Source organism: Mesorhizobium sp. W050, assembly GCF_054719535.1.
The window spans coordinates 738,915-763,321 of record NZ_JBTTIH010000001.1; the positions used below are offsets into that span (position 1 = coordinate 738,915).

Genomic DNA, 24,407 nt, shown 5'->3' on the forward strand with positions numbered 1-24,407 from the left:
CGTTGCCTCCAAGGGTGTCTACGCGGGTGGCGGCTCTATAGCGGAAGGCGGGCAGGCGTGCAAGCCATGGCGGGCAAGGGCGGCCGATGCCTGCGTTGGGCGCGCCGCATTGCGCTCAGGCCGGCAGGTCGGTGGGCGGATTTGATCCGTTTCCCTTGGCGCCACCGAGCGTGGACAGAGCGCTCAGCAGTTTCGTCCGGTCCTTGCCGATCATGAGCACGCCGCTGTCGGGCGCCAGCAGCGCCGAGAACGGCAGCATGGCGGCGCCGATCGAGGACGCTTCGGGGCCGAATTGCCCCGGCACGATCTCCGGCGCCACGATGCCGATGGCGCTGGCCTGGTTGAACTGGGCCTGCACCCTTGCCAGCAGTTCGAGATGGATCGGCCTGGGCAGGATCGAGTCGAGAACGATGGCCTCGATATCGATGATGGAGGTGATGGCGATGATCGCCTCGACCAGCGCGCTCGCGCAATCGTCGATCCATTCGAACAAGGGCGCGCGCGCCTCGGGCGGCAACGGATCGAGCTCTCGCACGCGGTTGATCACCACGCCGCGCGACCTCAGGTGATTGACCAGCACATAGATCGAGGCGCGATGCAGCAGGCTCTGGTAGCGCGCCGGTTTGGCCGCGACCGAATCGAGGCTCGAGGGCGAGACCGGCAAGGGCCCGAGTGCTGCGGTGTTGCCATGCGGGCCGGTATGGACCCTGCCGCCTTGCACCAGGCCGCCGCCGACGAAGGTGTCGATCGAGATGTGCATGAAATCGCGGAAGCGGGCGCCGGCGCCCTGGACAAGTTCGGCCAGCGCCGCCGACGTGGCGTCGTTTTCCACGAACACCGGCGTCTTTGCCGGCGTGGCAAAGCATGTCGTCAGGTCGATCGCTTCCCAGCGGCTGCCGAGATCGTCGGGAAAGCCGAGTTCCTCGCTCCAGCCGCCGAGGAAATAGGGGGAGGCAATGCCGACGCCGACGATGCTTGCATCGCCAAGTCCGTCGACGAGTTTCTCGAACGTGGCCAGCGCCATGTTGCCGGCCTTCAGCACCAGATCAGGATCGGGGAAGCGGTATTCGTGCGACTCTCTTGCGCGGATTTCACCGGCGAAGTCGACCAGAACGGCTTCCAGCGCACGCCGGCCGATCTTGATGCCGACGCTGTAGATGCGCTCCGGCGTCAGCCGGTACAGCGTGGAGGGCGAACCGCGCTGCCCGAACCTTTTTCCCACTTGCTTTACGAATCCGGAAGATTCCAAGCCGTCGACGATGGCAGCGACGGCCGCCGGCGTCAGGCTTGCCGCGCGCGCCAGATCGGACTTGGAGGCTTCCTTGAGGCGACGGATGGCGTCGAGCACGAAACGCTCATTATAGTGCCGAACTTTGACAGAATTGCTGCCTTTCCCTGACAAAACCCGAACACTCCCCAAATGTCCCGTTCCCGGCGCGAAGCCCGCAAACCACCTGCGGCCGAGCGCACCCTGCGGTGCCTATGCTGGCGGCGACAGTGCGCGTCGGAACCATGGAAGTCAATTTTGCCGTTGCGCCTTTGCGCTATTTAATATAGCAAATTGAAAAAATAACTAGGCAGGGAGGAGACGTGCTGCACTCGGGCACACAAAGCGAAGCCGACGCTGCGGTGGTGCGGGCTGTTCCCATTGCCCTGGTTCAGGCGACGAAGGCTTTCGGCGGCACGATTGCGCTCAAGGACGCCTCCTTCGAATTGCGCTCCGGCGAGGTGCTGGCGCTGCTTGGCGAAAACGGCGCCGGCAAGAGCACCTGCGTGAAGCTTCTGGCCGGCGTGCATTCCCCCACCAGCGGTCACGTCGAGGTCGACGGCAAGCCAGCAGCTTTCCATTCGCCGCACGACGCGCAGGCGGCCGGCATTGCGGTCATGCACCAGCATCCTGGCCTGTTTCCCGATCTTTCGGTGGCGGAAAACATCTATCTCGGCCACATGCCGCGCGACCGCTTCGGCGGCATCGACAATGCCGCCATGCTGGCCGGCGCGCGCAAGGTGCTGGCGACCGTCGGCCTCGACGTGCCGGCGGTAACGCGGCTGGGAACACTGCGCACCTCAGAACAGCAACTGGTCGAGATTGCCCGCGCGCTATCGCTGGATGCGCGCGTGCTGATCATGGACGAGCCCACGGCCGCATTGTCGCAACGCGAGGTCGAGCGGCTGTTTTCCGTCGTTGCCGATCTCAGGCTGCACGGCGTGGCGATGATGTTCGTCGGCCACCGCATGGATGAAATCTTCCGCATCGCCGACCGCATCGCCGTGCTGCGTGACGGGCGCCTGATCGGCGTCAAGCCGAAGGCCGAGCTTGGCCGCGCTGCCGCCATCAGCATGATGGTCGGGCGTGAAGTCACCGACCTCTATCCCGAACGGCGCCATGCCTCAGGCGCGCTGGTGCTGGAGGCGAAGGGACTTTCGCGCGCCGGCGGGTTTGCCGGTATCGACCTCAAGCTTCACGCCGGCGAGGTGCTGGGGCTTGGCGGCCTGGTCGGCAGCGGGCGGACCGAGATTGCACGCGTCCTGTTTGGCATCGACCGGCCCGACACCGGCGAAATCCTGATCGACGGCAAGCCCGTGCATTTCGCCTCTGCGCGCGACGCCATGGACGCGCGCATTGCCTATGTCTCGGAAGACCGCATGGGCCAGAGCCTGGTGATGGATTTCTCCATCCTCGACAATGCGGTGCTGCCGGTCCTCGACAAGGCCGCGCCTCGCGGTCTCTACGGCACCGACCGCGCCATCGGTCTGGTGGCGGACTGGCTAAAGCGCATGAAGCTGCGCTTTTCCGGTTACGGACAGCCGGTCAAGGAATTGTCGGGTGGGAACCAGCAGAAGGTGGTGCTGGCCAAGTGGCTGCGCACCGAGCCGCGCGTGCTCATCCTCGACGAGCCGACGCAAGGCATCGATGTCGGCACCAAGGCGGAAGTGCATGCAATGATCGCGGACCTTGCCGCGCAAGGCATGGCGATCCTTTTGATCTCGTCAGAGATGCCCGAGCTGATCGGCATGTGCGACCGCATTGTCGTGCTGCGCGAAGGCCGCCAGACTGCCGAGTTTTCGCGCGGGCAAGCCACGCAGGAAAAAGTACTGGAAGCGGCGACCAGGACCGATGAACGCGCCGGCCAGGCAGCGCAGATAGAACGCGCCGCCCGGGAGGAAAAGGCAAAAGGACCGTTCGATTTTCTGAAGCGGCGGGAGTTCGGGCTGCTCGCCGCGATGCTCGCCGTCGCCATCCCGGTTACCATCATCAACCCGCGCATGGTGAGCGCGGCGAACCTCACCGCTGTGTCGATGGACGCGGCCTTGCTGATTGTCGCCGCACTGGCGCAGATGCTGGTGCTGATCACCCGCAACATCGACCTGTCGATCGCAGCTGTGATCGGCCTCTCCGCCTATATGGCGGCCAGCATGGTTCAGGCCTATCCCGGATTGGACATCGGCATCGGCCTGATCACCGCCTGCGCGGTCGGCGGCTTTGCCGGACTGCTCAACGGCCTTGTCGTTACCAGGGGAAAGATCCCGGCCATCGTCGTTACGCTGGCTTCGATGTCGATCTTCCGCGGTTTCAACTCGATCTGGGCGGCGGGCGACCAGGTCAGCGCCGACGAAGTCACGCAAGCCTGGCTCGACATGACCGGGCTGAAGATCGCAGGCGTGCCGCTGATCGTCATCATCGCTGTTGTCATCCTGTGCGCCGGCTATGTGCTGCTCTATCGCACCGCAACCGGGCGCGAGCTGTTTGCCACCGGCTCCAATCCCGACGGCGCACGGCTGATCGGCATTCCGGTCGACCGGCGCATTCTGCTGGCCTTCGGCATGGCCGGCCTGCTCGGCGGTCTGTGCGGGGCGCTGTGGGCATCGCGCTATGCCACCATCGATGCCCGCGTCGCGCTCGGCTTCGAACTCACGGTGATCGCCTCTGCAGTGGTCGGCGGCGTCGCCATCCGCGGCGGCTCGGGCACGCTGCTCGGCATCATCCTTGGCGCGCTCACTCTCTTGGTCATCAAGAATGGGCTGACGCTGGTGCGTGTCGACCCGCTCTGGCTGCAGGGCGTCTATGGCCTGGTGATCCTGGTTGCCATCGGCATCGACACCTTCATCGTGCGGCGTGCCGAATAGGCAAGACAGGCGAGGGCGAGATGAGAAAGTTTATCCGCTCGATCGACTTCTGGGATCTGCTGCTGGCGACCGCCTGCCTCGCCGTCTTCATCTATGCGGCGGTCTTCGTGCCGAATTTCGTTTCCGGCTTTAACCTTTCTCAGCTGGCGGCGAGCGCCTCGGAAAAGGCGTTGCTGATCCTGCCGATGACGCTGCTCATCATCACCCGCGAGATCGACCTGTCGATCGCCTCGGTGCTGGCGTTGACATCCGTGATTTTTGGCCTGCTTGTCCAGGCTGGCGTGCCGACGCTGGCCGCCATTCCGCTGACGCTCGTCTTCGGCGGCCTGCTCGGCGCCTTCAACGGCTATCTGGTGTCGGGCCTCGGGTTGCAGTCGCTGGTGGTGACGCTCGGCACCATGGCGCTGTATCGGGGCATTGGCTACATCCTGCTCGGCACCGGTTCGGTCAACATATTGCCGCCGGCGGTTGTCGATTTCGGCATCAGCAATCTGCCGGGCACACAAATCCCGTGGACCATCGTGCCGTTCCTGCTGCTGGCGCCGATCTTCGCGGTGGTGCTGCAGAAGACGCCGACCGGCAAGCGCATCTACGCGCTCGGCGGCAGTCCGGAAGTGGCGCGCTATTCCGGCATCGACACGCGCAAGATGGTGCTGAGGCTATTCGTCGTCTCCGGTGTCGTCGCGGCCATCGCCGGCATCGTCTACACCGCGCGCCTTTCCAATGCCCGCGCCAACAATGCGCTCGGCATGGAGCTCGACGTCATCACCATCGTGCTGCTCGGCGGCGTCAGTGTCTTTGGCGGCAAGGGGCGGCTCACCGGCGTCATGCTGGCGCTGCTCTTGATTGCCATCATCCGCAACGTGCTGGCGCTCAACCAGATCGGCGGCGACGCCCAAGGCATGATCATCGGCCTGCTCCTGATCGGCTCGCTGCTGGTCTCCAACTACTGGCGCTCCCTGGAGGAGCGGCTGTCAAGATCGCGCGTCCTGCGCGAAACCAAGGGGTGATCTCGGGCCCCTTTCTTCAAGCCCGAATTCTGACGGAGGAGACACAATGAAAGCGTTTAGAATAGCCCTGCTCGCATCCGCGGTTCTGCTTGCGCCGGCCTCGCTGGCATACAGCCAGGAATGCGCCAAGGAACCTGTAACGGTCGGCTTCCTGCCCAAGCTCGACACCGATCCCTACTTCAAGGTGGCTTTCGGCGGCGCCGAAGAGGCGGCGAAGGAAATTGGCGGCACCGCCACCCAGGTCGCCCCGTCGCAGGCGACGGCCGAGGCACAGATCGAATTCATCAACAGCCTGGTGTCGCAGAAGGTCGGGGTCATCGCTATCGCCGGCAACGACGCCAATGCGGTTGCGCCTGCGCTGAAGCGCGCCGTTCAGCAAGGCGTCCGGGTGATCTCGTACGATTCCGACGTCGCGGCCGATGCGCGCGCGGTGTTCGTGAACCAGGTGAAGGGCGACAGTCTGGCCGAAATGATGCTGGAAAGCGCATTCAACCTCAGCGGCGGCGAAGGCGAGTTCGCCATCCTGTCGTCGACGCCGACGGCGACCAACCAGAACGCCTGGATCGACTTCATGAAGGCGAAGATGGCGGCAGAGCCGAAATACGCCAAGATGAAACTGATGCAGGTCGCCTATGGCGAGGAGAGCGAGCAGGTCAACCAGCAGCAGGCCTTGGCGCTGGTGCAGGCGTTTCCGGATCTCAAGGTGATCATCGTGCCGGCAGGCATTGGCCTTCCGGCGGCCGCGCGCGCACTCGAGGAAGCCGGCATGATCGGCAAGGTCAAGCTGACCGGCCTTGCGCCGGCCACTTTGATTTCGAAATACATCAAGGATGGCGCTGCCCAGGATATCTGGTGGAATGTCACCGATCTCGGCTACCTGACCTATCAGGCGGCCCAGGCGCTGGCGCAGTGCAAGATCACCGGCAAGGAAGGTGAGAAGTTCACGGCAGGGAGGCTCGGCGAGTACACTATTGGGGCCAGCGGCGAACTGATCCTCGGCCCGGCCAAGATCGTGACGCCGGAAAACCTGGCCGAGTTCAAGTTCTAAGCCTCCCAAGGACCGGCGGGCGCCGGTTCAAGCCGGCGCCCGCTCAGTCGAAAAGCGTGAGGGCGACGATGAAACTCTTGCTGGCAGGCGAGACCTTCGCGGCGACGACGTCGGTCGCTGTCGGCGGCGACGTTCTGACAAGTGCGACATGGGTGAATGGCGCGACGGCCTTCAATGCCGCACTTGCCGCAGAGGGCATAGCGGTGACGCAGATCGGTGGCGATCGCTGCGCGGCCGAATTTCCGTATGACCTCGACGCGCTGGCCGAATACCAGGCGGTGGTGATCTCCGATATCGGCGCGCTGACCTTGCTGGTCACGCCGGAGGCCCGCGCCGGGCGCATCGGCGTCAACCGCCTCGACGTCCTCAAGGCCTATGTCGAAGGCGGCGGCGGGCTGATGCTGGCCGGCGGCTATATGGGGTTCCAAGGCATGTTCGGCACGGCGCGTTTCCACGACACCCCGGTCGAGGACGTGCTGCCCGTGCGCTGCCTGCCATTCTCGGACGGGCTGGAAGTGCCGCAAGGCCTGCAGCCGTCGATCCTTCAGGCGTCGCATCCGATCCTTGCCGGTGTCGCGGGTCCGGTGCCACCGATCCTCGGCATGAACAAACTCGATTTCAGGCGCGACGGCTCGTCCCAGCTTCTGGCGACCTGCCATTATCGTGGCACGGACTGGCCGCTGCTTGCGGTTCGTGAGCATGGCCGTGGCCGCACCGTCGCGTGGGCGACCGACATCGGCCCGCACTGGCTGTCGCAGGACTTTTTGGGATGGCCGCTCTACGGCAAGCTGATGGGCAACGTCGTGCGCTGGCTGGCCGGCAAGGATTAAGCCTGGCGTGTTTGTAGGGCAGCTAGTCCGGCTTGCTGCTCAACGCTTCGCGCAGCGCCTGGATCCGCCGATTCAAGGCATCGAGATCAGCCATCGTCATGCCCGAGCGTTCGATCAGGGTTTCGTTGAGGCAGTTGCACTGGACGAGCAGCGAGCGGCCGGCAGGCGTCAGGTCGACCTGCACTTGGCGCTCGTCCGTCTGGCTGCGCTGGCGGGTGACGAGACCGGCCTGTTCCATGCGCTTCACCAGCGGCGTGATGGTGCTCGATTCCAAAGCGAGCCTGTGCGCAATCGAGCCGACCGACATCCCGCCGGCTTCGGCAAGTGCGTTCAGCACGAGGTATTGCGGATAGGTGATGCCCATCTCGTCCAGCATGGGCTTGTAGGTGCGGTTGATTGCCATGCTGGTGGCGTAAAGCGTGAAACAGAGCTGGTTGTCCAACGGGAGAGGCACGAGGCATTCCTTTGCCGACTGAGCACACCAATATGTACCACGAAAAATGATATCGCGGTACATATTTTCTGTAGACAAGGATTTGGACCTGCGCTAGTCATATGGTTATCGCGATATTGATTATCGCGGAAGCAATCAATGGAGAGCGAGATGACCAAGCCCGGCAGCAGCACGATCACCACCAAGGACGGCACCGAAATTTTCTACAAGGATTGGGGAACGGGACAACCCATCGTCTTCCATCACGGCTGGCCGCTGAGCAGCGACGACTGGGACGCCCAGATGCTGTTCTTCCTGTCCAAGGGGTACCGCGTCATTGCCCATGACCGGCGCGGCCATGGCCGCTCGACCCAGACCGATACCGGCAACGAGATGGATACTTATGCCGCCGATGTCGCGGAACTTGCGGCGCATCTCGACCTCAAGGACGCCATCCATGTCGGCCATTCTACCGGTGGCGGCGAAGTGGCCCGCTATGTCGCGAAGTACGGCTCCGGCGGCCGTGTCGCCAAGGCCGCGCTGCTCGGCGCGGTGCCGCCGATCATGCTGAAGACGGCGGCCAATCCCGGCGGCCTGCCGATCGAGGTTTTCGACGGTTTCCGCTCCGCCCAGGCAGCCAACCGCGCCCAGTTTTTCCACGATGTTGCGGCCGGCCCGTTCTACGGCTTCAACCGCCCCGGCGCCCAGGTGTCGCAGGCTGTCGTCGAGAATTGGTGGCGCCAGGGCATGATGGGCGGCACCAAGGCGCATTACGATTGCATCAAGGCGTTCTCGGAAACCGACTTCACCGACGATCTGAAGGCCATCGACGTGCCGGTGCTGGTGATGCATGGCGACGACGACCAGATCGTTCCGATCGCCGACTCCGCGCTGCTGGCTGTCAAGCTGCTCAAAAAGGGCGAGCTCAAGGTCTACAAGGGCTTCCCGCACGGCATGGCGACGACCCATGCCGATGTCATCAATGCCGACCTCCTGGCCTTCTTCAAGGCGTAGAACCGTTCAGTTGAATAGACATCGTCCAGTCGGATAAGCAAGGCACCCGCCGCCGGGCGGGTGCCTTTGCTTTCATCGAAATGTCAGCGAGGCGGTGCCTTATTTATCGAGAAAACCAGTGATCACTTTGACGGTCGCGTCGGGGTTTTCCTCCATGATCCAGTGTCCGGAAGCGGGCACGATGCCGCTCGTGACATCGGTCGCAACAAGCCGCAGGAGATCGGCCTGCGTGGTGCCGGCGGATTTTTCACCGCCGACAGCCAGCACCGGCATGGTCAGTTTGCCGCCGGCGGCAAGCATCGCCTGGTTGTCGATCGCGTCCTGGTCAAACGCCTTGAACTGCTCGAAAGCGTCATGCATCGCATGCGGGCGGGCATAGAGTCTGGCGTAGTGCTTGCGCGTGGCCTCGTCGATCTTCTTGGGGTCTGCCGACAGTTCGTTGTAGAAGCGATCGAGATAGATGCGCTCGCGCCCTGCGACCAGCCGCTCCATATCCGGGCCGCGGAAGTTGAAGTGCCAAAGCAGGGGGCTTTGCTTGATCTTTTCCCAATCGCCGATGCCGGGCAGCGGCGCATCGATGATGACCCATTTGGTGATGCGCTTGGGATATTGCGCGGCAAGCGCATAGCCGACCATGTTGCCGATGTCGTGGGTGACGAGATCTGCCTTGTCGATCTTCAGGGCATCCAACACGCCGGCGATGTCGACGGCCTGGTTCTTCTTGGCGTAGCCCGCTTCCGGGTGGGCCGACAGACCCATGCCGCGCAGGTCCGGCACGATGACGGTGTGGTCCTTTGCGAGGGCGATGGCCGCGGCGCCCCACATGTCTCCGGTATCGGCAAAGCCGTGCAGCAGCACGACGGCGGGACCCTTGCCGCCAACGCGCACATAGAGTTTGGTGCCGTTGGTTTCGACGGACTGCGTCTTGAAACCCGGCGGAAAAGGAACGATGCGTGCCGTCGCCGGCAAGGTAACAAGAAGCACACCCAATACGGCCAATACGATCTTGCGCATGTCATCCCCCAGAGACGTCGAAGGCCCCAAGCCTTCGTTGATGACTATCTCTAGCAGGCTTTTCAACCAGCGCATGGTGAAAGAATCACAGAGGGCGCAGCAATGCCGCGCCCTGCGTCAAATCCGCAAAATCGACCGGTTTTATCTGGCCGCCGCCTGCGCCTTCCTGGCTTCCTTCATGTTGGGCAGGAACACCGTCAGCAGGCCGAGCAGCGGCAGATACGAGCAGATCTGGAAGACGAAATCGATGCCTTTCATGTCGGCGACGACGCCGAGCACGGCTGCGGCGATGCCGCCCATGCCGAAGGCGAAGCCGAAGAAGATCCCGGCGATCGTGCCAACACGTCCCGGCACCAACTCCTGGGCAAACACCACGATGTTGGAGAAGGCCGAGGACAGGATCAGCCCGATCAGCACCGTCAGCACCATCGTCCATTCGAAATTGGCGTAGGGCAAAGCGAGCGTGAACGGCAGCACGCCGACGATCGAGAACCAGATCATCGCCTTCTGGCCATAGCGGTCGCCGAACGGGCCGCCGAGCAGGATGCCCAGCGCCGAGGCGCCAAGGAACAGGAACAGCATGACCTGGCTCATCTGCACCGAAACGCCGAATTTATGGATGGAATAGAAGGTGTAGTAGCTGGAGAGCGAGGCGATGTAAGCGTTCTTGGTCAGCACCAGCAGCGTCAGCACCGCCAGCGCTCCCATCACCTTCTTGCGCGGGAAGGGCGAGACGAAGCTTGCTGCCTTGCGATTACCTTGCGCGGCGCGCATCCGGCTGTACCAGCCGCCGACTCGCGACAAAACGATGATGCCGATCAGCGAACCGATGGCGAACCAGGAAATGCTGGTCTGGCCGAAGGGCACGACGATGAAGGCGGCGAGCAGCGGTCCCATCGACTGGCCGAAATTGCCGCCGACCTGGAACAGCGATTGCGCCAGGCCAAAGCGGCCGCCCGAGGCAAAGCGGGCAATGCGCGAGGATTCCGGATGGAAGATCGCCGAGCCGATGCCGATCAGCGAGGCGCCGACCAGAAGCAGCGCATAATGACCGGCATAGGCCAGCACGACCAGGCCGATCAGCGAGGACGCCATGCCATAGGGCAGGGAATAGGGCATTGGCCGCTTGTCGGTGATCATGCCGATGATCGGCTGCAGCAGCGACGCCGTGACCTGGAAGGTGAAGGTCAAAAGACCAATCTGCCAGAAATCGAGACCGTAATTCTCTTTCAGCAACGGATAGATCGCCGGCAGCAGCGACTGCATGATGTCGTTGATGCCATGGCAAAAGCTTACGGCCAGGATGACGGTGAAGGCGGTTGCCTGGACTGAGGGGAGGCTAGCGCTTGGCTGCGGCGCAATGCTGGTGGCTGTCGTATCGGTCAAGGCAGGCTCCGAGGTCTTTTTGGCGGGGCATTACCCGCAGGCAGGCTTGGGCGGCCGCTCCCGCGGACCGCCGTAAGGACGCTCGTCTGAAGCGCCTTGAAGGACGCCCCTACGGAGCGCCTTGGGGATGGTTCCTTATAAGCTGCTTGCGAGGCGACTTCTTTCGTGGTTTGGTCCAATAGTTTCGCAAGTGGGCCATAGCCGATGCCACATGGCAGGGACATCTTCCGCGTCGGCAATGCCGATCTCGGCCGATTGCATGAAAGCCGCTGGCAGTGGCTGGAAGAAGTTTCCGGGCCGGCGGTGGCTTTGCCGACCGAATACCCCGATGGTTACCACGTGCCGCAACACCGCCACAGCCGCAGCCAGTTGCTGCATGCGCTGGTCGGTGTCGTGCTGGTGACGACCAGGTACGGGCGCTGGATGGTGCCGCCCGACCACGCAATGTGGATACCGGCCGGCACCGAGCATTCCGTCGAAATGCTGGGCGATGTCTCGATGCGCTCGGTCTATGTCATGCCGGGCGCGATCCCCGGCCTGCCGGAAGGCTTGCGCGTCGTCGGCGTCACCGAGTTGATGCACAGCCTGATCGTGGAATCGGAAAAGCTGCCGCAAGGCGGTGAACTGGAAGGGCGCGGCGGGTTGATCATGAACCTCTTGCTGCACGAGATCCCGACCTTGCCGGAACGGCCGCTCGGGCTGCCGTTCCCGTCCGATCCGAGGCTGGCGGCATTGTGCCGACGCTTTGTCGCGGCACCTTCGCCGCACGCCACGATCGACGAGTGGGCCGATGCCGCAGGCATGAGCCGGCGCTCGTTCACCCGCGCCTTTCACCGCCAGACCGGGCTGTCCTTGTCGACATGGCGCCAGCAGGCCTGCCTGTTTGCGGCCCTGCCCAGGCTCGCCGATGGCGAGCCGATCACCAGGGTGGCGCTCGACCTCGGTTATGACAGCGTGCCGGCATTCATAACCATGTTCAAGCGCATGCTCGGCGCCTCGCCGCGCGGCTATATGCGCGGCGCCCGCGACGAAGGCATGCGGCGGGCTCAGCCTCGACTTGAGGCCCCGGCGCCGTAGCGCCAGGAAAAGCCCGCAGTACTTTGCCGTAGGCCCTAGTCCAGCTGAACGCCGCTGGCCTTGACGATCGGTTCCCATTTGGCGAGTTCGGCCTTCACATGCACTCCAAGCTCTTCCGGGGTGGAGGCCACGATCGAGGCGCTGAACTGGGCCATGCGGGCGATCACATCAGGGTCTTTCAGGGCTTCAACTGCCGCCTTCTGAAGAACGGCGACGACCTCCGGCGGCGTGCCTGCGGGCGCGAACAGAGCGTTCCAGCTGTAGGTTTCATAGCCGGGAATGGTTTCGGCAATGGCCGGTATGTCGGGGAAGGAGGGAACGCGCTCCTTGGTGGTGACGCCAAGCGCTCTCAGCGTCCCGCTCTTGATATGGCCCGATGAAGAGGGGAGGTTGTCGAACATCATCGGCACCTGATTGCCGATAACGTCGTTCAAGGCCGGTCCGGCGCCCTTGTAGGGAATGTGCTGCATACTGACGCCGGCCATCGTCTTGAAAAGCTCGCCGGAGAGATGCAGCGGGGTGCCATTGCCTGATGAGGCGTAGGCATATTTGTCCGGGTCCTTCTTCAGCATCTCGATCAGTTCCTTGACGTCCTTGGCGGGGAATTCAGGGTTTACGACCAGGACGTTTGGCACCAGCACGAGCAACGATATCGGCGCAAAATCCTTCTCCGCATCGTAGGGCTTTGTCTTCAGGATCAGCGGGTTGAGCGCGTGGGTTGCGACCGTGCCCATCAGGATTGTGTAGCCGTCCGGTTCGGCTCGGGCGACCTGGGCAGCGCCGATGCTGCCCCCGGCGCCGCCGACATTTTCGACGACAATCTGCTGGCCCAGCTTTTCGGACATCTTGTTGGCGACTAGGCGCGCGACCAGATCCGTCGAGCCACCGGCGGAAAAGGGGACAACCATGGTGATGGTCCGGTCCGGAAAATCGGCGGCCCAGGCCGCCGGTACTGAAAGGGTGGCTGCGATGGAAACCGCGAGCCCGAGCAAAGTCCTACGCCGCATCTGCTACTCCTCCGTTGATTGGAGGGGCAGTATGGCCATGGTGAACTCCTCGCACAATGCAACCATGGACTGACTGCCCGCCTCAGGAGATCGGGCTTGACACCGATGCTTCGGTTGGCGTGCGCGAGAACGCCTCACCCCTCAGTTCAATCAGCCTTGGTCCAGCTGAAAACAAGCCATTTGTATCCTGACGTCTCTTCAGGCTCGGCCGTGTAGGTCATCTGCATGTCGCCGCCCTCGGCGTAGATGTCGAGCCTGGGCGCCGTGTCCAGTTCGAGCCACAGGGAATCGTTCTTGAACGACCATGTCCCGCACCAGACGCAAGGCCCCGATGCCGGGTCACCCGGTTGGTGAAAATTGTAGCGGCCGTCCGCCGTGATCTCCAGATAGTCGAAGGCGCCATAAAAGGCGGTCACAGTCTGCTGAAATTCGGTCGCAGCCGCTTCCTGGTCGGGCTTCGCCGGCTCTTTCAGATCACGCGGTGGCCGGATTGCGGACCCTGCGATGCTCCATTTGCCGATGAAATCCTTTTCGGTGGGAAGATATTCCGTTTGCGCCTGCGCGGTCGAAACCGGAGCGATTGTCGGCGCATAGGCCGCGCTGGCGATGCCGATTGCGAGAAGCATTCCTGCGATGCCTGCAGCCTTGATTCGATTGCGCATCAGCTGCGCTCCTTTCACGACGGTTTGGGGCAGATTCCAAAAACGAGATTACCCCCGAGCCAGGCCCGGGGGCACGCTTTTGGGCAACATGGATTAATCGAACAGGCTCGACACGGACTCTTCGGTCGCTGTGCGCGAAATCGCCTCGCCCATCAGGTCGGCGATGGAGATGACGCGGATATTCGGGGCGTCGAGCACGCCTTGCGTCGGCTGGATGGAATCGGTGATCACCAGTTCCTGCAGCTTCGAGCCGCTGATCCGGGCGACCGCACCGCCCGACAGCACGCCGTGGGTGATATAGGCGGTGACGCTGGTAGCGCCGTTGGCGAGCAGCGCATCGGCGGCATTGCACAGCGTGCCGCCGGAATCGACGATGTCGTCGATCAGCAGGCAATCCTTGCCGGCGACCGCGCCGATGATGTTCATCACTTCGGATTCACCGGGACGTTCGCGGCGCTTGTCGACGATGGCCAGTTGTGCGTCGAAGCGTTTGGCGAGCGCGCGGGCGCGCACCACGCCGCCGATGTCGGGCGAGACGACGACGACATTGGCAAGCTGTTTGTATTTTGCCTTCACGTCACGGGCCATCACCGGCACCGAGAACAGATTGTCGGTCGGAATGTCGAAAAAACCCTGGATCTGGCCGGCATGGAGGTCGAGCGTCAAGACGCGGTCCACGCCGGCGCGGGTGATCATGTTGGCGACCAGCTTCGCCGAGATCGGTGTGCGGCCCGAGGCCCGGCGATCCTGCCTGGCGTAACCGAAATATGGGATGACCGCGGTGATGCGCTTGGCCGAGGAGCGCATGAAGGCATCGATCATGATGAGCAGTTCCATCAGATGATCGTTGGTCGGGAACGAGGTCGACTGCAGGATGAAGACATCCTCGCCGCGCACGTTTTCCTGGATTTCGACGAAGATTTCCTGATCGGCGAAGCGTCTGACGCTGGCCTTGCCCAGCGGGACATTGAGATAGCGGGCGACCGCTTCGGCCAGCACCCGGTTGGAATTGCCCGCGAAAAGCTTCATGCACCGTTCCTGGCGAAGGATGGGGAGGTCCTCTTAATCGGGCTTGTAGCGAGCCGTGCCGGTATTGCAAGCCTCGTTGACGGGAATCCGCCGGCTAATCTCAAAAACGTCAACAGTGAACGGAAGCCGGTAACAGGCGGATCAGCCGGCGCTGCCGCCGAGCCAGGCCGCGAACTGGTCGATCGTCTGGTCGGCGATCGCCTGCATGGTAGCGGGTGCAACCGCGGGCCAGCCTTCGGCGGCATTGACCGAGGGCGCCTTCTGCTGGCCATTGATGCGGTGTAGCCGGTTGCCGGCGGGGTCATAGACGTCCCAGACATAGATAACGGTGGTGTCCTTGCCTTCCGTCATCGTCGAGAAGTAGCCCTTCAGCACATGGGTGGCGGCCTGGTCGGCGCTGCCGGCAAGGGTGATGCCGCGCTGCTTGGCGCGTGTCTGCAGTTCGGCCGTCAGCGGCGTTGCCGCTTCCACCGAGGCGCCGACGATCGGCGCGATCTGCAGCCGGGTCTTCGACAAAGCGGCGGCGCTCTGCGCGGGGTTGGCGGGTGTCGTGGCGCCGACGGCCGGCGCTGGTGTGGCGGCGGGCGCAATGCCCGGGGCAGCCAAGGGCTGAGCCGAGGCTGCCGGCGGCGTGATGGCGGACGGCTCAAGGACGTCCTTGGCGTTGGTGCAAGCGGCTAGCACAAGCGCTGCGAGCAATGACACGGTCGTCACATGCGATCGTCTCATCTGCCCGAAAACTCCTTAGTCGTGAACGCCCCCGCGTGGACCAACCATTATGGATTCACTGTACGATCAAGTCGAGATCATGGCGTGAAAGCGGCTTCGGCTGGGATTCGGTGGTCAGGTAGGTGCGGCCAAGCGTCATCGCCGTCCCAGTTTCGGAGTCCATGATGATCATGTGCGCGAACAATGTCATGTTGGGCGCGATCGGCTCGGGATTGCCCTGGTAGAACATCGGCATGTCCATCCAGGACGGGGTGAAGCGGGCGCCGACGGAATAGCCGCAGGCATTCAACCGATGCTTGGTCAGGCTGTGCGCCTCCAGCGTGCGGGCATGCGCGTCGAAGACGTCGCCGAAGGTGTTGCCGGGCGTCATCGCCTTCTCGACCGCCAGAAGAGCCGCGCGGGCGGCGTCGAACAGCTCCTGATGGCGCTTCGACGCCTTGCCGGTCAGCACGGTGCGCATCATCGGCGCGTGATAGTGATGGAACACGCCGGCCCATTCGAGCGTCAGCTGATCGTTCTTGGTCAGCTTGCGGCGCCCGGCCTTGTAGCGGCAGAGCAGCGCGTCGATGCCCGAGCCGATGATGAATTCATTGGCCGGATAGTCGCCGCCGCCGGCAAACACCGCGCCCTGCATGGCGGCAAGGATCAGCGCTTCGTCGCCGCCCTGCTTGATCAGCGGCAGGGCCGCTTCGAGCGCGTCGTCGGAAAGGTTGGCGGCCTTTTCGGCCTTGGCGATTTCAGCCGGGCTCTTGAACAGGCGCAGACGGCCGACAATACCGGAGGCGTCGGCGATCTGGCCGAAGGTCTGCAGCTGCTCGTCGACGCGGCGGCCATTGAAGGCGGTCAGGCCATGGGTGTCGTATTCGACGCCGATGCGGGCGCCGAGGAGATTGAGGTCGTTGAGCAGGTTGCGCAGGTCGACCGCCGGGTTGGCGCCGTCGCGGTCGGTCCACAGCACGATGTTGTCGATGATCGATGTGTGGCGCGCCTGGCGCAAATCGGCCGAGCGGGTGAGCAGCACCATCGAGCCGTCAGCCTTCATAACCAGGCACTGGAAGAAACAGAAGCCGAACGTGTCGTAGCCGGTTAGCCAGTACATGCTCTCCTGGGCGAAAAGCAGTACAGCATCGAGCTTCTTTTCCGTCATCTCGATCATCAACCGGTCACGCCGGGCGTCAAATTCCGACCGTTCGAAATGCAGCGCCATTAGCCGTTCTCCAAAACAATTGCCGAAACCTGCCGACCGTAGTCCGGTTCCTTGCGATGCGTCGCGCGCCGGTAGGAAAAGAAGAGATCCTCCTCGGCATAGGTGCAGCGGCCAAGCCCCTGCGCGGTCACGCCAGCCTTCTTCAGCCGGTCGACCGTATAGAGGTTCAGATCGAACATTGCATGCGCCGGATTGGCCGAAGGCGCGAAATAGCCGATGTTTTCGGCATCGGCTTCGACGAAACGGGCGACGAATTCCGGCCCGACCTCGTAATTGTCGGGGCCGATCGAAGGACCGAGAACCGCAATGATGCGCTCACGGCGGGCGCCGAGGCTTTCCATCGCGGCAATGGTGTTTTCAAGCACACCGGTGAAAGCGCCCTTCCAGCCGGCGTGTGCAGCGCCAATGATGCGCGCTTGCGCATCGGCGAACAGCACCGGGCCGCAATCGGCCGTCGAGGCGCCGATGGCGATGCCCGGCCGGTCGGTGACGATGGCGTCGGCCTTGGGCCGCGGGCCGGGAAAGGGTTCCCTGGCAATAACGACATCGGGCGAGTGGACCTGATGCGCGGTCAGGAGATGGCTGGCCGGCACACCCATCCAGGCAGCGACGCGGCGGCGGTTCTCGGCGACCAGCATCTTATCGTCATCCGACCCGGTGCCGATGTTAAGTCCCTGATAGATGCCGCCGGAGACGCCGCCGATACGGGTGAAATAGCCATGGCGGATACCTCGCGGCTTGGCCGCTTCCAGCAGCGGCGAGCGAACAGGATCCGGTTTGGTCTGATTCAGCATGGATGGGTTTGTTGTCCGCGCCGGCGTTTTCGTCAAGGCGAAGTTCGGCCGAGTGATTGCGACAGTGCTGCTGCGTCGACTTTGCATTGGCCAAAAGCAGGCATGCGACCACAAGCGACATGGCGGGACGGCTTGTAACGATCTCTGAGGGTCAGACTGGCTGATGCGGCAGGATTTTCAGGATTTTGAACAGCGTGCCCATGCCGTCGGGTCCGGCCAGGCGCTCGACGGCATCGGCAATGGTTTGTCGTGCCTCTTGGCTTGCCTGGCTGCCCAACTGGCCAGCTCGCTCAAGCAATCCCGTGCCAAGCAGAAAGTCGCCCTGCGTCGCCAATTCCACATCGAGGCCATGCGCCCGCACGACGGCGGCCAGTGCAGCGAAGTCGACATGGGCGGTGAGATCGGCTTCGCCGGGATTGGCCAGCACATCTTCGGGGGCGTGCCTGCGCACGGCCTGCAATGTGTCGCCGAAACCGGGCTGGAGATGGCCGTAATCGGGGAACAGCCCGGCGCCGCCGTGGTCGGCTATGCGTTCGGCAATGGTCGCCATCAGTGCCGCGCGGGCCGGTGCTATTTCGAAAATAGAGCCTTGTGGCGCCTCGGTGGCGTCTTCCGGCAGCAGCGTCGCCTCGACCGAGCCAGCGCCGGCGAAGAAGCTCAACTCGTCTGAGACATCGAGGCCGATCACCCGTTCGCGCCAGCCGACGCCGGCGCGGATGAACTGGCGGATCGGCACGGCATCGAACAATTCGTTGCCGACGATCAGCAATGGCGCCTGCGGTAGCGTGGCGATGGTTTCGTGCCAGCCGAGCTCAACCGAACTTTCGGCAAGCGTCTGCTTCTGGATTTCGGTTAGCCGCGGGCTGGTCTCGACCAGAGCGAAGGACGCTCCGGCGGCGATAGCCGGATCGAGCCGCGTCAGGGTGCGAAGCATGTCCTTCATCAGCGTGCCGCGGCCAGGCCCGATCTCCGCGATGGTGACCGGCAGCGGTCGGCCGATCGCCAGCCAGGCCTGATAGAGCCAGACGGCGACGAGTTCGCCGAACATCTGGCTGATCTCGGGTGCGGTGACGAAGTCGCCGGCGGCGCCGAACGGCTCGCGCGTGGTGTAGTAGCCGTCGCTGGGATCGAAAAGGCAGAGCGCCATGTACTCGTTGACGGGGAGGGGCCCGAGCGCGCCGATCAGGTCGACGATGCGGGTCTTCAGCCGTGTCATGCCGGCTGTGGTTGCGGCGCCGGTTTGGCGGTGGCCATCGCCCAGATGCCGGCCAGCACCATCGGCAGCGACAGCACCATGCCCATGGTGAGCCAGCCGCCGAGGAGGTAGCCGAGCTGCTGGTCGGGCTCGCGGAAGAACTCGACGAAGATGCGTGACAGGCCGTAGCCGCAAATGAAGGCGCCGCCGACAAAGCGCGACGTCTTCAGCTTCAGCCGCGAATGGGTGAGGAAGCGCAGGACCAGGAACAGCACCGCGCCCTCGAGCAGCGCTTCGTAGAGCTGGCTCGGATGGCGAGGCTCCAGGCCCGCGACACAACCCGCCACGGTCTGCTGGAGACGCTCGTTGCAGAAGACGACGCCCCACGACACGTCGGTCACGCGACCCCAGAGTTCGGCATTGACGAAGTTCGCGATGCGGACGAGGCCGAGCCCGACCGGCACGCCGGCTGCCACCACGTCGAACAGCGTCCAGGTGCGGATGCCGCGCTTGAGGGAAAACAGCGTCATGGCGAGGATGACGCCAAGCAGGCCGCCATGGAACGACATGCCGCCCTGCCAGACGGCGAAGATGTCGAGCGGGTGGTCGATATAGCGCTTTAAATCGTAGAAAAGCACATAGCCGGTGCGTCCGCCGAGCACGACGCCGACGGCGGCCCAGACGATGAAATCGTCGAGGTCGATCGGCTTCATCGGCAAGACGCCATCAGGCCACAGCCTTGTGTTGGTGACGAGCCGCTTGGCGTACCACCAGGCGAACAGGATGCCGACGATATAGCCGATGCCGTACCAGTGCACAGCCAGCGGGCCGATCTGAACCAGGATCGGGTCGATGTTGGGGAAGGACAGCGACGCCATCGGCAGCGGGAAATAGTCGTTCAACAGGATCTCCTGGGAGGGCTCGCGTTAGGGCGCGGACCATGCGGCAGGGTTTTGGCGGGGTCAAGGCAAGGTGACGACAGCCTGATCGTCAGAGATAATGGGCTCAACCCTGCGGCTTGCCGGCGACCAATTGCCTGAGCGCATCGTTGATCCTGTCTTGCCAGCCGGGGCCATCTTCCTGGAAATGGTCGAGCACGGCGCGATCGATCCTGATCGAGACAAGCTCGCGAACGTTTGGTGCGGCGGAGGGTTCGCGAATGGGAGGCGCGGGTTTCTTGACCGGCTTGAAGGCCGCTTCAGCGGCTTCCATCGGATTGGTCGGTCGGCGCGGGGGCGTTGCCATTGGTTGATCCTGAATGAGAGTGACTCTTGCCTGGAGCAAGTCGTGAGGAAAACTAGGCCGCTGGTCTGTGAAGACCAGTAACTTCACTTGGTTCTCTCTGCCATTGCCCTGTATTTGGCTTCAAGCCTGTCCAGCACCTCGTCGCCAGGCTAGACCCGGCCCGCACTGGCATCCGAAATGCCCTTTGCGAGTGCTGCATCGAGTGCTGCAAAGCGCTTCTCCAAGTCCGCACTGTCCGTCACGGCAACCGTCGTTCCAAGAATCCATTTGCGATAATAGCAATCTGTCGGCCGGACCGTGAGCCAAATCGCGTCCGACATGAAGCCGCACCAGCTTCAACGTTCTTGCATTCCGCAGGCAGTGCCACTACGTCAATTCCAGCAAGCGAGGATTTGCCATGTCGACCGGACCGAACCGCATTCTCGACGAATTCGCCAAGCTGATGACCGATGCCGCGGGTGCCGCACAAGGCGTGCGCCGCGAGGTGGAGACTGCCTTCAAGGGGCAGGCCGAGCGCATCCTCAACACCATGGATGTGGTGCAGCGCGAGGAGTTCGAGGCTGCCCGCGACATGGCTGCCAAGGCCCGCGAAGAAAACACCAGGCTGGCCGCCCGCATCGACGCGCTCGAGGCCAGGCTTGCCGAATTGACCGGACAGGCCGCACCTGCGGCTGCGGCAAAGCCCAAAGCAAAAAAATAAAATTTGAACTTTTCCACAAAGCACAATCCGAAAAAGTGCTTTGCCGTGAATCGTTTACCGGCAATGCATGAATCTTTGTGACAGCGCCTTTCCACATGCTGATGACGCAGTGCGAAAAATTAGGCTGTTCACGCGACTCCCGATCAATAGACTGAATTTGTTGCATGATTCGGAGCAGGGTCATGCGGCCGGGCGGTGGGGTCCGGTCCGGGGTCTTTGTGTCGTGAAGTCCTGGCCGTCCGAGTTCAAGACAAATTGTTCGTCGTGTGTGCCCCGCGGAGCGTGTGGCGCTCCCCTGAACACAGGAAGCATTCCATGGAACTTCTCGAACTCGAATTCTCCCGCGAAATCCATCCGGTGGATGTCATCGAGCAGGTCGCCCATAACAATGACTGGTCCTTCGAACGGGCCGGCGATGACGAAATCTCGATCTCGGTTGCCGGCAGCTGGACCGATTATCACGTCTCCTTCTCGTGGATGGAGGACTTCGAGGCGCTGCATCTGGCCTGTGCTTTCGACATCAAGGTGCCGGAAGCCCGCGCGCTGGAAGTGATGCGGCTTTTGTCGCTGATCAACGAGCAGATGCTGTTTGGCCATTTCGATCTCTGGGAGCAGGAGGGCGCGATCATGTTTCGCCAGTCGCTGCTGCTCGCCGGCGGGGTCGAACCGTCGAGCCAGCAGGTCGAGGTGCTTTTGTCGTCGGCGCTTGAAGCCTGCGAATGCTATTTCCAGGCCTTCCAGTTCGTTGTCTGGTCGGGAACCTCGGCCAAGGATGCGCTGGCCGGCGTCCTGTTCGAGACCTATGGTAACGCTTGAGCTTCCATGAGTTCGAGCAGCGCGCGCAAGCCCGAGATCAGCTTTGCCGATTTTGATCGTGTCGACATCCGTGCCGGCACGATCGTCGAGGCCGAGCCTTTCCCCGAGGCGCGCAAACCCGCGTTCAAGCTGAAGATCGATTTCGGCCCTGAGATCGGCGTGAAGAAATCCTCGGCACAGATCACGAAATACTATGCGCCGGAAACGCTGGTGGGACGGCAGGTGTTTGCGGTGGTGAATTTCCCGCCGCGCCAGATCGGTCCGTTCATGTCGGAAGTGCTCACGCTCGGCTTCCCTGATGAGGAAGGCGCCGTGGTCCTTGGCGCCATCGAGCGCAAGGTGCCGGACGGCGGCAGGTTGTTTTAGGAAGATTGCGTCAGGCGGCCAGCTTGCGCCTTGTGCTCAGCGCCTCTTCGACCGTGTCCATGAACATTTCGGCGCAGGCTTTCCAACTGTAGCGCATGGCGCGTTCGCGCGCCTCGGCGCGGTCGACATTGAGCGCGGCGAGCGAGGCCTCGCGCAGATCGGTCGACACCGAGCCGCCGATGCCGTCGCCGACAATGTCGATCGGTCCGGTGACCGGATAGGCGGCCACCGGCGTGCCGCTGGCCAGCGCCTCGATGATGACGTTGCCGAACGTGTCGGTGCGGCTGGGGAAGACGAAAACATCAGCCGAGGCGTAGATCTCGGCCAGCTCATCGTTCGGGCGATGGCCGAGGAAATGCGCCTGCGGGTACTTCGCCCTGAGCCTGGCCAGTTCCGGTCCTTCGCCGACGATCACCTTGCTGCCGGGCAGGTCGAGATCGAGGAAGGCGCTCAGGTTCTTCTCGATGGCGACGCGGCCGACGCACAGGAATACCGGGCCAGGGAAGCCGAGGTCCTTCTTCTTGTCGGGGCGGAAGTGATCGGTGTCGACGCCCCGCGTCCACGGCCTGAGCTTGGTGAAGCCTCGCGACGCAAGGTCCTCCGCCAGCGACTGGGTGGCGACCAGCGTGCCTTGTCCGGAATTGTGGAAATCACGCAGCCAGCGATAGGCCCAGCTCTCCGGCACCGGCAGGCGGGCGCTGAGATATTCGGGAAAGCGGGTGTGATAGCTGGTGGTGAAGGGACGGCCGGCATTGCGGCAATAGCGCCGCGCCATGATGCCGAGCGGGCCTTCGGTGACGATATGGATATGGTCGGCCTTGCGAGCCTCGATCAGCCGCGCGACATGGCCGGGCGTGGTCAGCGCCAGCCTGATGTCGGGGTAGGTCGGCAACGGCAAGGTGCGAAAGATGTTCGGGGTCAGGAAGTCGACCGCAACGTCGAAGGTTTTCAGCGTTTCGGTGAGCCGCTCCAGCGTGTGGACGACGCCGTTGACTTGCGGCCGCCAGGCGTCGGTGACCATCAGGATGCGCATGGCGGTCCTTTGCTCGGGTCGACGGTTGCCTTGATGCGATAGCGGTACGGCCCGGCTGCCCTCGCTTCGCTCCACCGCACCCGGGCAGGCACGAGGTCGAAGTAAGGCGGCTGAGCCGAATCAACTGAGGTCGCGCGCTTCATGCGCGCTCTTGACCATGGTTTCATGACGCGCGGATGAAGGTGGTTTTTGGCCGAGCCCGACTTCCAGATCATGCTTTGGTCAGGCGGGCACCTTGATCACCGCCCGCAGGCCGCCGAGCGGGCTGTCTTCCAGCATGATGTCGCCGCCATGGCTGCGGGCAATATCGCGGGCGATAGAGAGACCAAGGCCGGTGCCGCTGGCGTCGAGGTTGCGCGCCTCGTCGAGCCGCACGAACGGTTTGAACACGTCCTCGCGCTTTTCCGGCGGGATGCCCGGACCGTCATCGTCGATGGTGACGACGAGTGAGCCGCGGCCGTGATCGGCGCTGATCTCCACCGTCTTGGCATAGCGCAAGGCATTGCCGGCGACATTGGACAACAGCCGGGCGAAAGCGTGCGGGCGCACATGCACGTCCGGATCACCGGCAAGCACGGTCGATAGCTTGCGCTTGTGCAGCGACGCCTCCTCGCCGAGCTTTTGGAAATAGGCCTCGAGATCGAAATGGCCGGCATCTTCCGACGCTTCGCCGCGGGCAAAAGCGATATAGCCTTCCAGCATCGACTGCATGTCGTCGATGTCCTGGTTGAGCGCGGCCTTGGTCTCGGGCTTGCCGCCGGCCAGCGCCAGCTGCAGCTTGAAGCGGGTGAGGATGGTTCTGAGATCGTGGCTGACGCCGGTCAGCATGGCGGTGCGCTGTTCCAGCTGGCGTTCGATGCGCTCGCGCATCTGGATGAAGGCAAAGCCGGCCCGGCGAACCTCCTCGGCGCCGCGTGGGCGGAAATCGCGCGGCATCGGCCGGCCCTTGCCGAAGCTTTCGGCGGCCTCGGCCAGAGACAGGATCGGCCGGATCTGGTTGCGAAGGAAGGGGATGGCAATCGTCAGCAGCACCAGTGACGTCCCGACCATCCAGATCAGGAAGATGTGGGTGTTGGAGGCATAGGCCTGGCTGCGGCGCACGAAGACGCGCAGCACCTTGCCCTCGAGCTGGATGCGGACCTCGACGATGTTGGAATTGCCGACCGTGTCGATCCAGAACGGGCGGTTGATCTGGCGGGTGATCTCGGTGGAAAGGACGTCGTCAAGGATCGAGAAGAAGGGCTTGGGTCCAGGCGCCGGCAACGGGTCGGGCGGCAAGAGGTCGACCTTCAACTGCATGCGGTCCTGGGCGATGCGGATGATGTTGGCGTAGTCGCCATCGTGCGGATAGGTCTCGATCATGTCGATGATCGCGGCGATGTCGCGCACGGTGGCCTGCGACAGGCGCTGCGTCACGGTTGCCCAGTGGCGTTCCATGAAGTCGAAGGCGACGACCGACTGCAGAAGGATCATCGGCGCGATGACGATGATCAGCGAGCGGGCATAAAGCCGCTTGGGCATATAGAACGCAACCAGCCGCCAGAACCGCTTCCAGGCACGCGGCATTGCTTTCAGCGCGCGTGATACGCGCGCGCCAAAGCCGCCCTGTTCCGGCCGTTCCAGTTGCGTGGTCGCCATTTGTCCTTTCGCTGGGTCAATGGCCGCTGGTCGATGGCCGCTGGTC

General features: G+C 63.3%; 24 protein-coding genes. 9 read left to right on the top strand and 15 right to left on the bottom strand.

Annotated elements, in window-relative coordinates; all coding sequences use genetic code 11:
- Positions 1-115: 115 nt before the first annotated feature.
- Positions 116-1,348 (bottom strand): ROK family transcriptional regulator, encoded by a 1,233-nt coding sequence (locus ACYG9Y_RS03530; RefSeq protein ID WP_245260363.1) that lies wholly within the window; start codon positions 1,346-1,348, stop codon positions 116-118.
- Between the two features lie 242 nt (positions 1,349-1,590).
- Here ACYG9Y_RS03530 and ACYG9Y_RS03535 point away from each other — a divergent pair, with 242 nt between their 5' ends.
- The 4 genes from ACYG9Y_RS03535 (at position 1,591) to ACYG9Y_RS03550 (ending at position 7,016) form a co-directional block, all read left to right on the top strand.
- Entirely contained in the window at positions 1,591-4,128 is a 2,538-nt protein-coding gene (locus ACYG9Y_RS03535; RefSeq protein WP_084014260.1) for an ATP-binding cassette domain-containing protein, read from the top strand.
- Positions 4,129-4,148: 20 nt separating this feature from the next.
- Positions 4,149-5,138 (top strand): ABC transporter permease, encoded by a 990-nt coding sequence (locus ACYG9Y_RS03540; protein WP_023724955.1) that lies wholly within the window; start codon positions 4,149-4,151, stop codon positions 5,136-5,138.
- A gap of 46 nt (positions 5,139-5,184) precedes the next feature.
- Entirely contained in the window at positions 5,185-6,186 is a 1,002-nt protein-coding gene (locus ACYG9Y_RS03545; RefSeq protein WP_023737811.1) for a rhamnose ABC transporter substrate-binding protein, read from the top strand.
- Between the two features lie 68 nt (positions 6,187-6,254).
- Positions 6,255-7,016 (top strand): glutamine amidotransferase, encoded by a 762-nt coding sequence (locus ACYG9Y_RS03550; RefSeq protein WP_023737812.1) that lies wholly within the window; start codon positions 6,255-6,257, stop codon positions 7,014-7,016.
- A 22-nt stretch (positions 7,017-7,038) separates the two neighbouring features.
- On the opposite strand, the gene ACYG9Y_RS03555 is transcribed toward ACYG9Y_RS03550, so the two are convergent.
- Complete coding sequence (locus ACYG9Y_RS03555; protein ID WP_023737813.1) at positions 7,039-7,470, bottom strand: MarR family winged helix-turn-helix transcriptional regulator; 432 nt, start codon at positions 7,468-7,470, stop codon at positions 7,039-7,041.
- A 150-nt stretch (positions 7,471-7,620) separates the two neighbouring features.
- Here ACYG9Y_RS03555 and ACYG9Y_RS03560 point away from each other — a divergent pair, with 150 nt between their 5' ends.
- Entirely contained in the window at positions 7,621-8,463 is an 843-nt protein-coding gene (locus ACYG9Y_RS03560) for an alpha/beta fold hydrolase (protein ID WP_156929740.1), read from the top strand.
- Between the two features lie 99 nt (positions 8,464-8,562).
- On the opposite strand, the gene ACYG9Y_RS03565 is transcribed toward ACYG9Y_RS03560, so the two are convergent.
- Positions 8,563-9,477: an alpha/beta fold hydrolase gene (locus tag ACYG9Y_RS03565; RefSeq protein WP_023737815.1), complete on the bottom strand. Its 915-nt coding sequence runs from the start codon at positions 9,475-9,477 to the stop codon at positions 8,563-8,565.
- Between the two features lie 141 nt (positions 9,478-9,618).
- Positions 9,619-10,863 carry an MFS transporter gene (locus tag ACYG9Y_RS03570; RefSeq protein ID WP_023737816.1) on the bottom strand — a complete coding sequence of 415 codons (1,245 nt, stop codon included), beginning with the start codon at positions 10,861-10,863 and terminating at the stop codon, positions 9,619-9,621.
- 204 nt (positions 10,864-11,067) lie between these two features.
- On the opposite strand from ACYG9Y_RS03570, the gene ACYG9Y_RS03575 reads away from it, so the two are divergent.
- Positions 11,068-11,940, top strand: a complete 873-nt coding sequence (locus ACYG9Y_RS03575; protein WP_023737817.1) for an AraC family transcriptional regulator — start codon at positions 11,068-11,070, stop codon at positions 11,938-11,940.
- Between the two features lie 35 nt (positions 11,941-11,975).
- On the opposite strand, the gene ACYG9Y_RS03580 is transcribed toward ACYG9Y_RS03575, so the two are convergent.
- The 9 genes from ACYG9Y_RS03580 to ACYG9Y_RS03620 form a co-directional block, all read right to left on the bottom strand.
- Positions 11,976-12,947: a Bug family tripartite tricarboxylate transporter substrate binding protein gene (locus ACYG9Y_RS03580; RefSeq protein WP_023670048.1), complete on the bottom strand. Its 972-nt coding sequence runs from the start codon at positions 12,945-12,947 to the stop codon at positions 11,976-11,978.
- A 146-nt stretch (positions 12,948-13,093) separates the two neighbouring features.
- On the bottom strand, positions 13,094-13,609 hold the full coding sequence (locus ACYG9Y_RS03585) for a hypothetical protein (protein WP_023737818.1): 516 nt from the start codon (positions 13,607-13,609) through the stop codon (positions 13,094-13,096).
- Between the two features lie 93 nt (positions 13,610-13,702).
- Positions 13,703-14,638, bottom strand: coding sequence for a ribose-phosphate pyrophosphokinase (locus tag ACYG9Y_RS03590; RefSeq protein ID WP_023686119.1), 936 nt, complete (start codon positions 14,636-14,638; stop codon positions 13,703-13,705).
- Positions 14,639-14,779: 141 nt separating this feature from the next.
- Positions 14,780-15,367 (bottom strand): hypothetical protein, encoded by a 588-nt coding sequence (locus ACYG9Y_RS03595; RefSeq protein WP_023737819.1) that lies wholly within the window; start codon positions 15,365-15,367, stop codon positions 14,780-14,782.
- A gap of 55 nt (positions 15,368-15,422) precedes the next feature.
- Positions 15,423-16,574, bottom strand: a complete 1,152-nt coding sequence (locus ACYG9Y_RS03600) for a M24 family metallopeptidase (RefSeq protein ID WP_023737820.1) — start codon at positions 16,572-16,574, stop codon at positions 15,423-15,425.
- On the bottom strand, positions 16,574-17,368 hold the full coding sequence (pgeF, locus tag ACYG9Y_RS03605) for a peptidoglycan editing factor PgeF (protein ID WP_023737821.1): 795 nt from the start codon (positions 17,366-17,368) through the stop codon (positions 16,574-16,576). Before pgeF ends, ACYG9Y_RS03600 begins: the two co-directional genes overlap by 1 nt.
- A 151-nt stretch (positions 17,369-17,519) precedes the next feature.
- On the bottom strand, positions 17,520-18,584 hold the full coding sequence (locus tag ACYG9Y_RS03610; RefSeq protein WP_031253239.1) for a class I SAM-dependent methyltransferase: 1,065 nt from the start codon (positions 18,582-18,584) through the stop codon (positions 17,520-17,522).
- Positions 18,581-19,465: a prolipoprotein diacylglyceryl transferase gene (gene lgt, locus ACYG9Y_RS03615; protein WP_023713942.1), complete on the bottom strand. Its 885-nt coding sequence runs from the start codon at positions 19,463-19,465 to the stop codon at positions 18,581-18,583. Before lgt ends, ACYG9Y_RS03610 begins: the two co-directional genes overlap by 4 nt.
- A gap of 103 nt (positions 19,466-19,568) precedes the next feature.
- The gene (locus ACYG9Y_RS03620) at positions 19,569-19,808 is read right to left on the bottom strand and encodes a BrnA antitoxin family protein (RefSeq protein WP_023683720.1); all 240 of its coding nucleotides are present in this window, start codon (positions 19,806-19,808) and stop codon (positions 19,569-19,571) included.
- Between the two features lie 397 nt (positions 19,809-20,205).
- Between ACYG9Y_RS03620 and ACYG9Y_RS03625 the strand changes: the two genes are divergently transcribed.
- The 3 genes from ACYG9Y_RS03625 (at position 20,206) to ACYG9Y_RS03635 (ending at position 21,690) form a co-directional block, all read left to right on the top strand.
- Complete coding sequence (locus tag ACYG9Y_RS03625) at positions 20,206-20,508, top strand: accessory factor UbiK family protein (protein WP_023711152.1); 303 nt, start codon at positions 20,206-20,208, stop codon at positions 20,506-20,508.
- A 315-nt stretch (positions 20,509-20,823) separates the two neighbouring features.
- On the top strand, positions 20,824-21,324 hold the full coding sequence (locus ACYG9Y_RS03630) for a type III secretion system chaperone family protein (RefSeq protein ID WP_006202532.1): 501 nt from the start codon (positions 20,824-20,826) through the stop codon (positions 21,322-21,324).
- 6 nt (positions 21,325-21,330) lie between these two features.
- Positions 21,331-21,690, top strand: a complete 360-nt coding sequence (locus ACYG9Y_RS03635; protein WP_023672028.1) for a tRNA-binding protein — start codon at positions 21,331-21,333, stop codon at positions 21,688-21,690.
- 10 nt (positions 21,691-21,700) lie between these two features.
- On the opposite strand, the gene ACYG9Y_RS03640 is transcribed toward ACYG9Y_RS03635, so the two are convergent.
- Positions 21,701-22,723, bottom strand: coding sequence for a glycosyltransferase family 4 protein (locus ACYG9Y_RS03640; protein WP_023737822.1), 1,023 nt, complete (start codon positions 22,721-22,723; stop codon positions 21,701-21,703).
- Positions 22,724-22,945: 222 nt separating this feature from the next.
- Entirely contained in the window at positions 22,946-24,361 is a 1,416-nt protein-coding gene (locus tag ACYG9Y_RS03645; RefSeq protein ID WP_023672026.1) for an ATP-binding protein, read from the bottom strand.
- Positions 24,362-24,407: the final 46 nt, after the last annotated feature.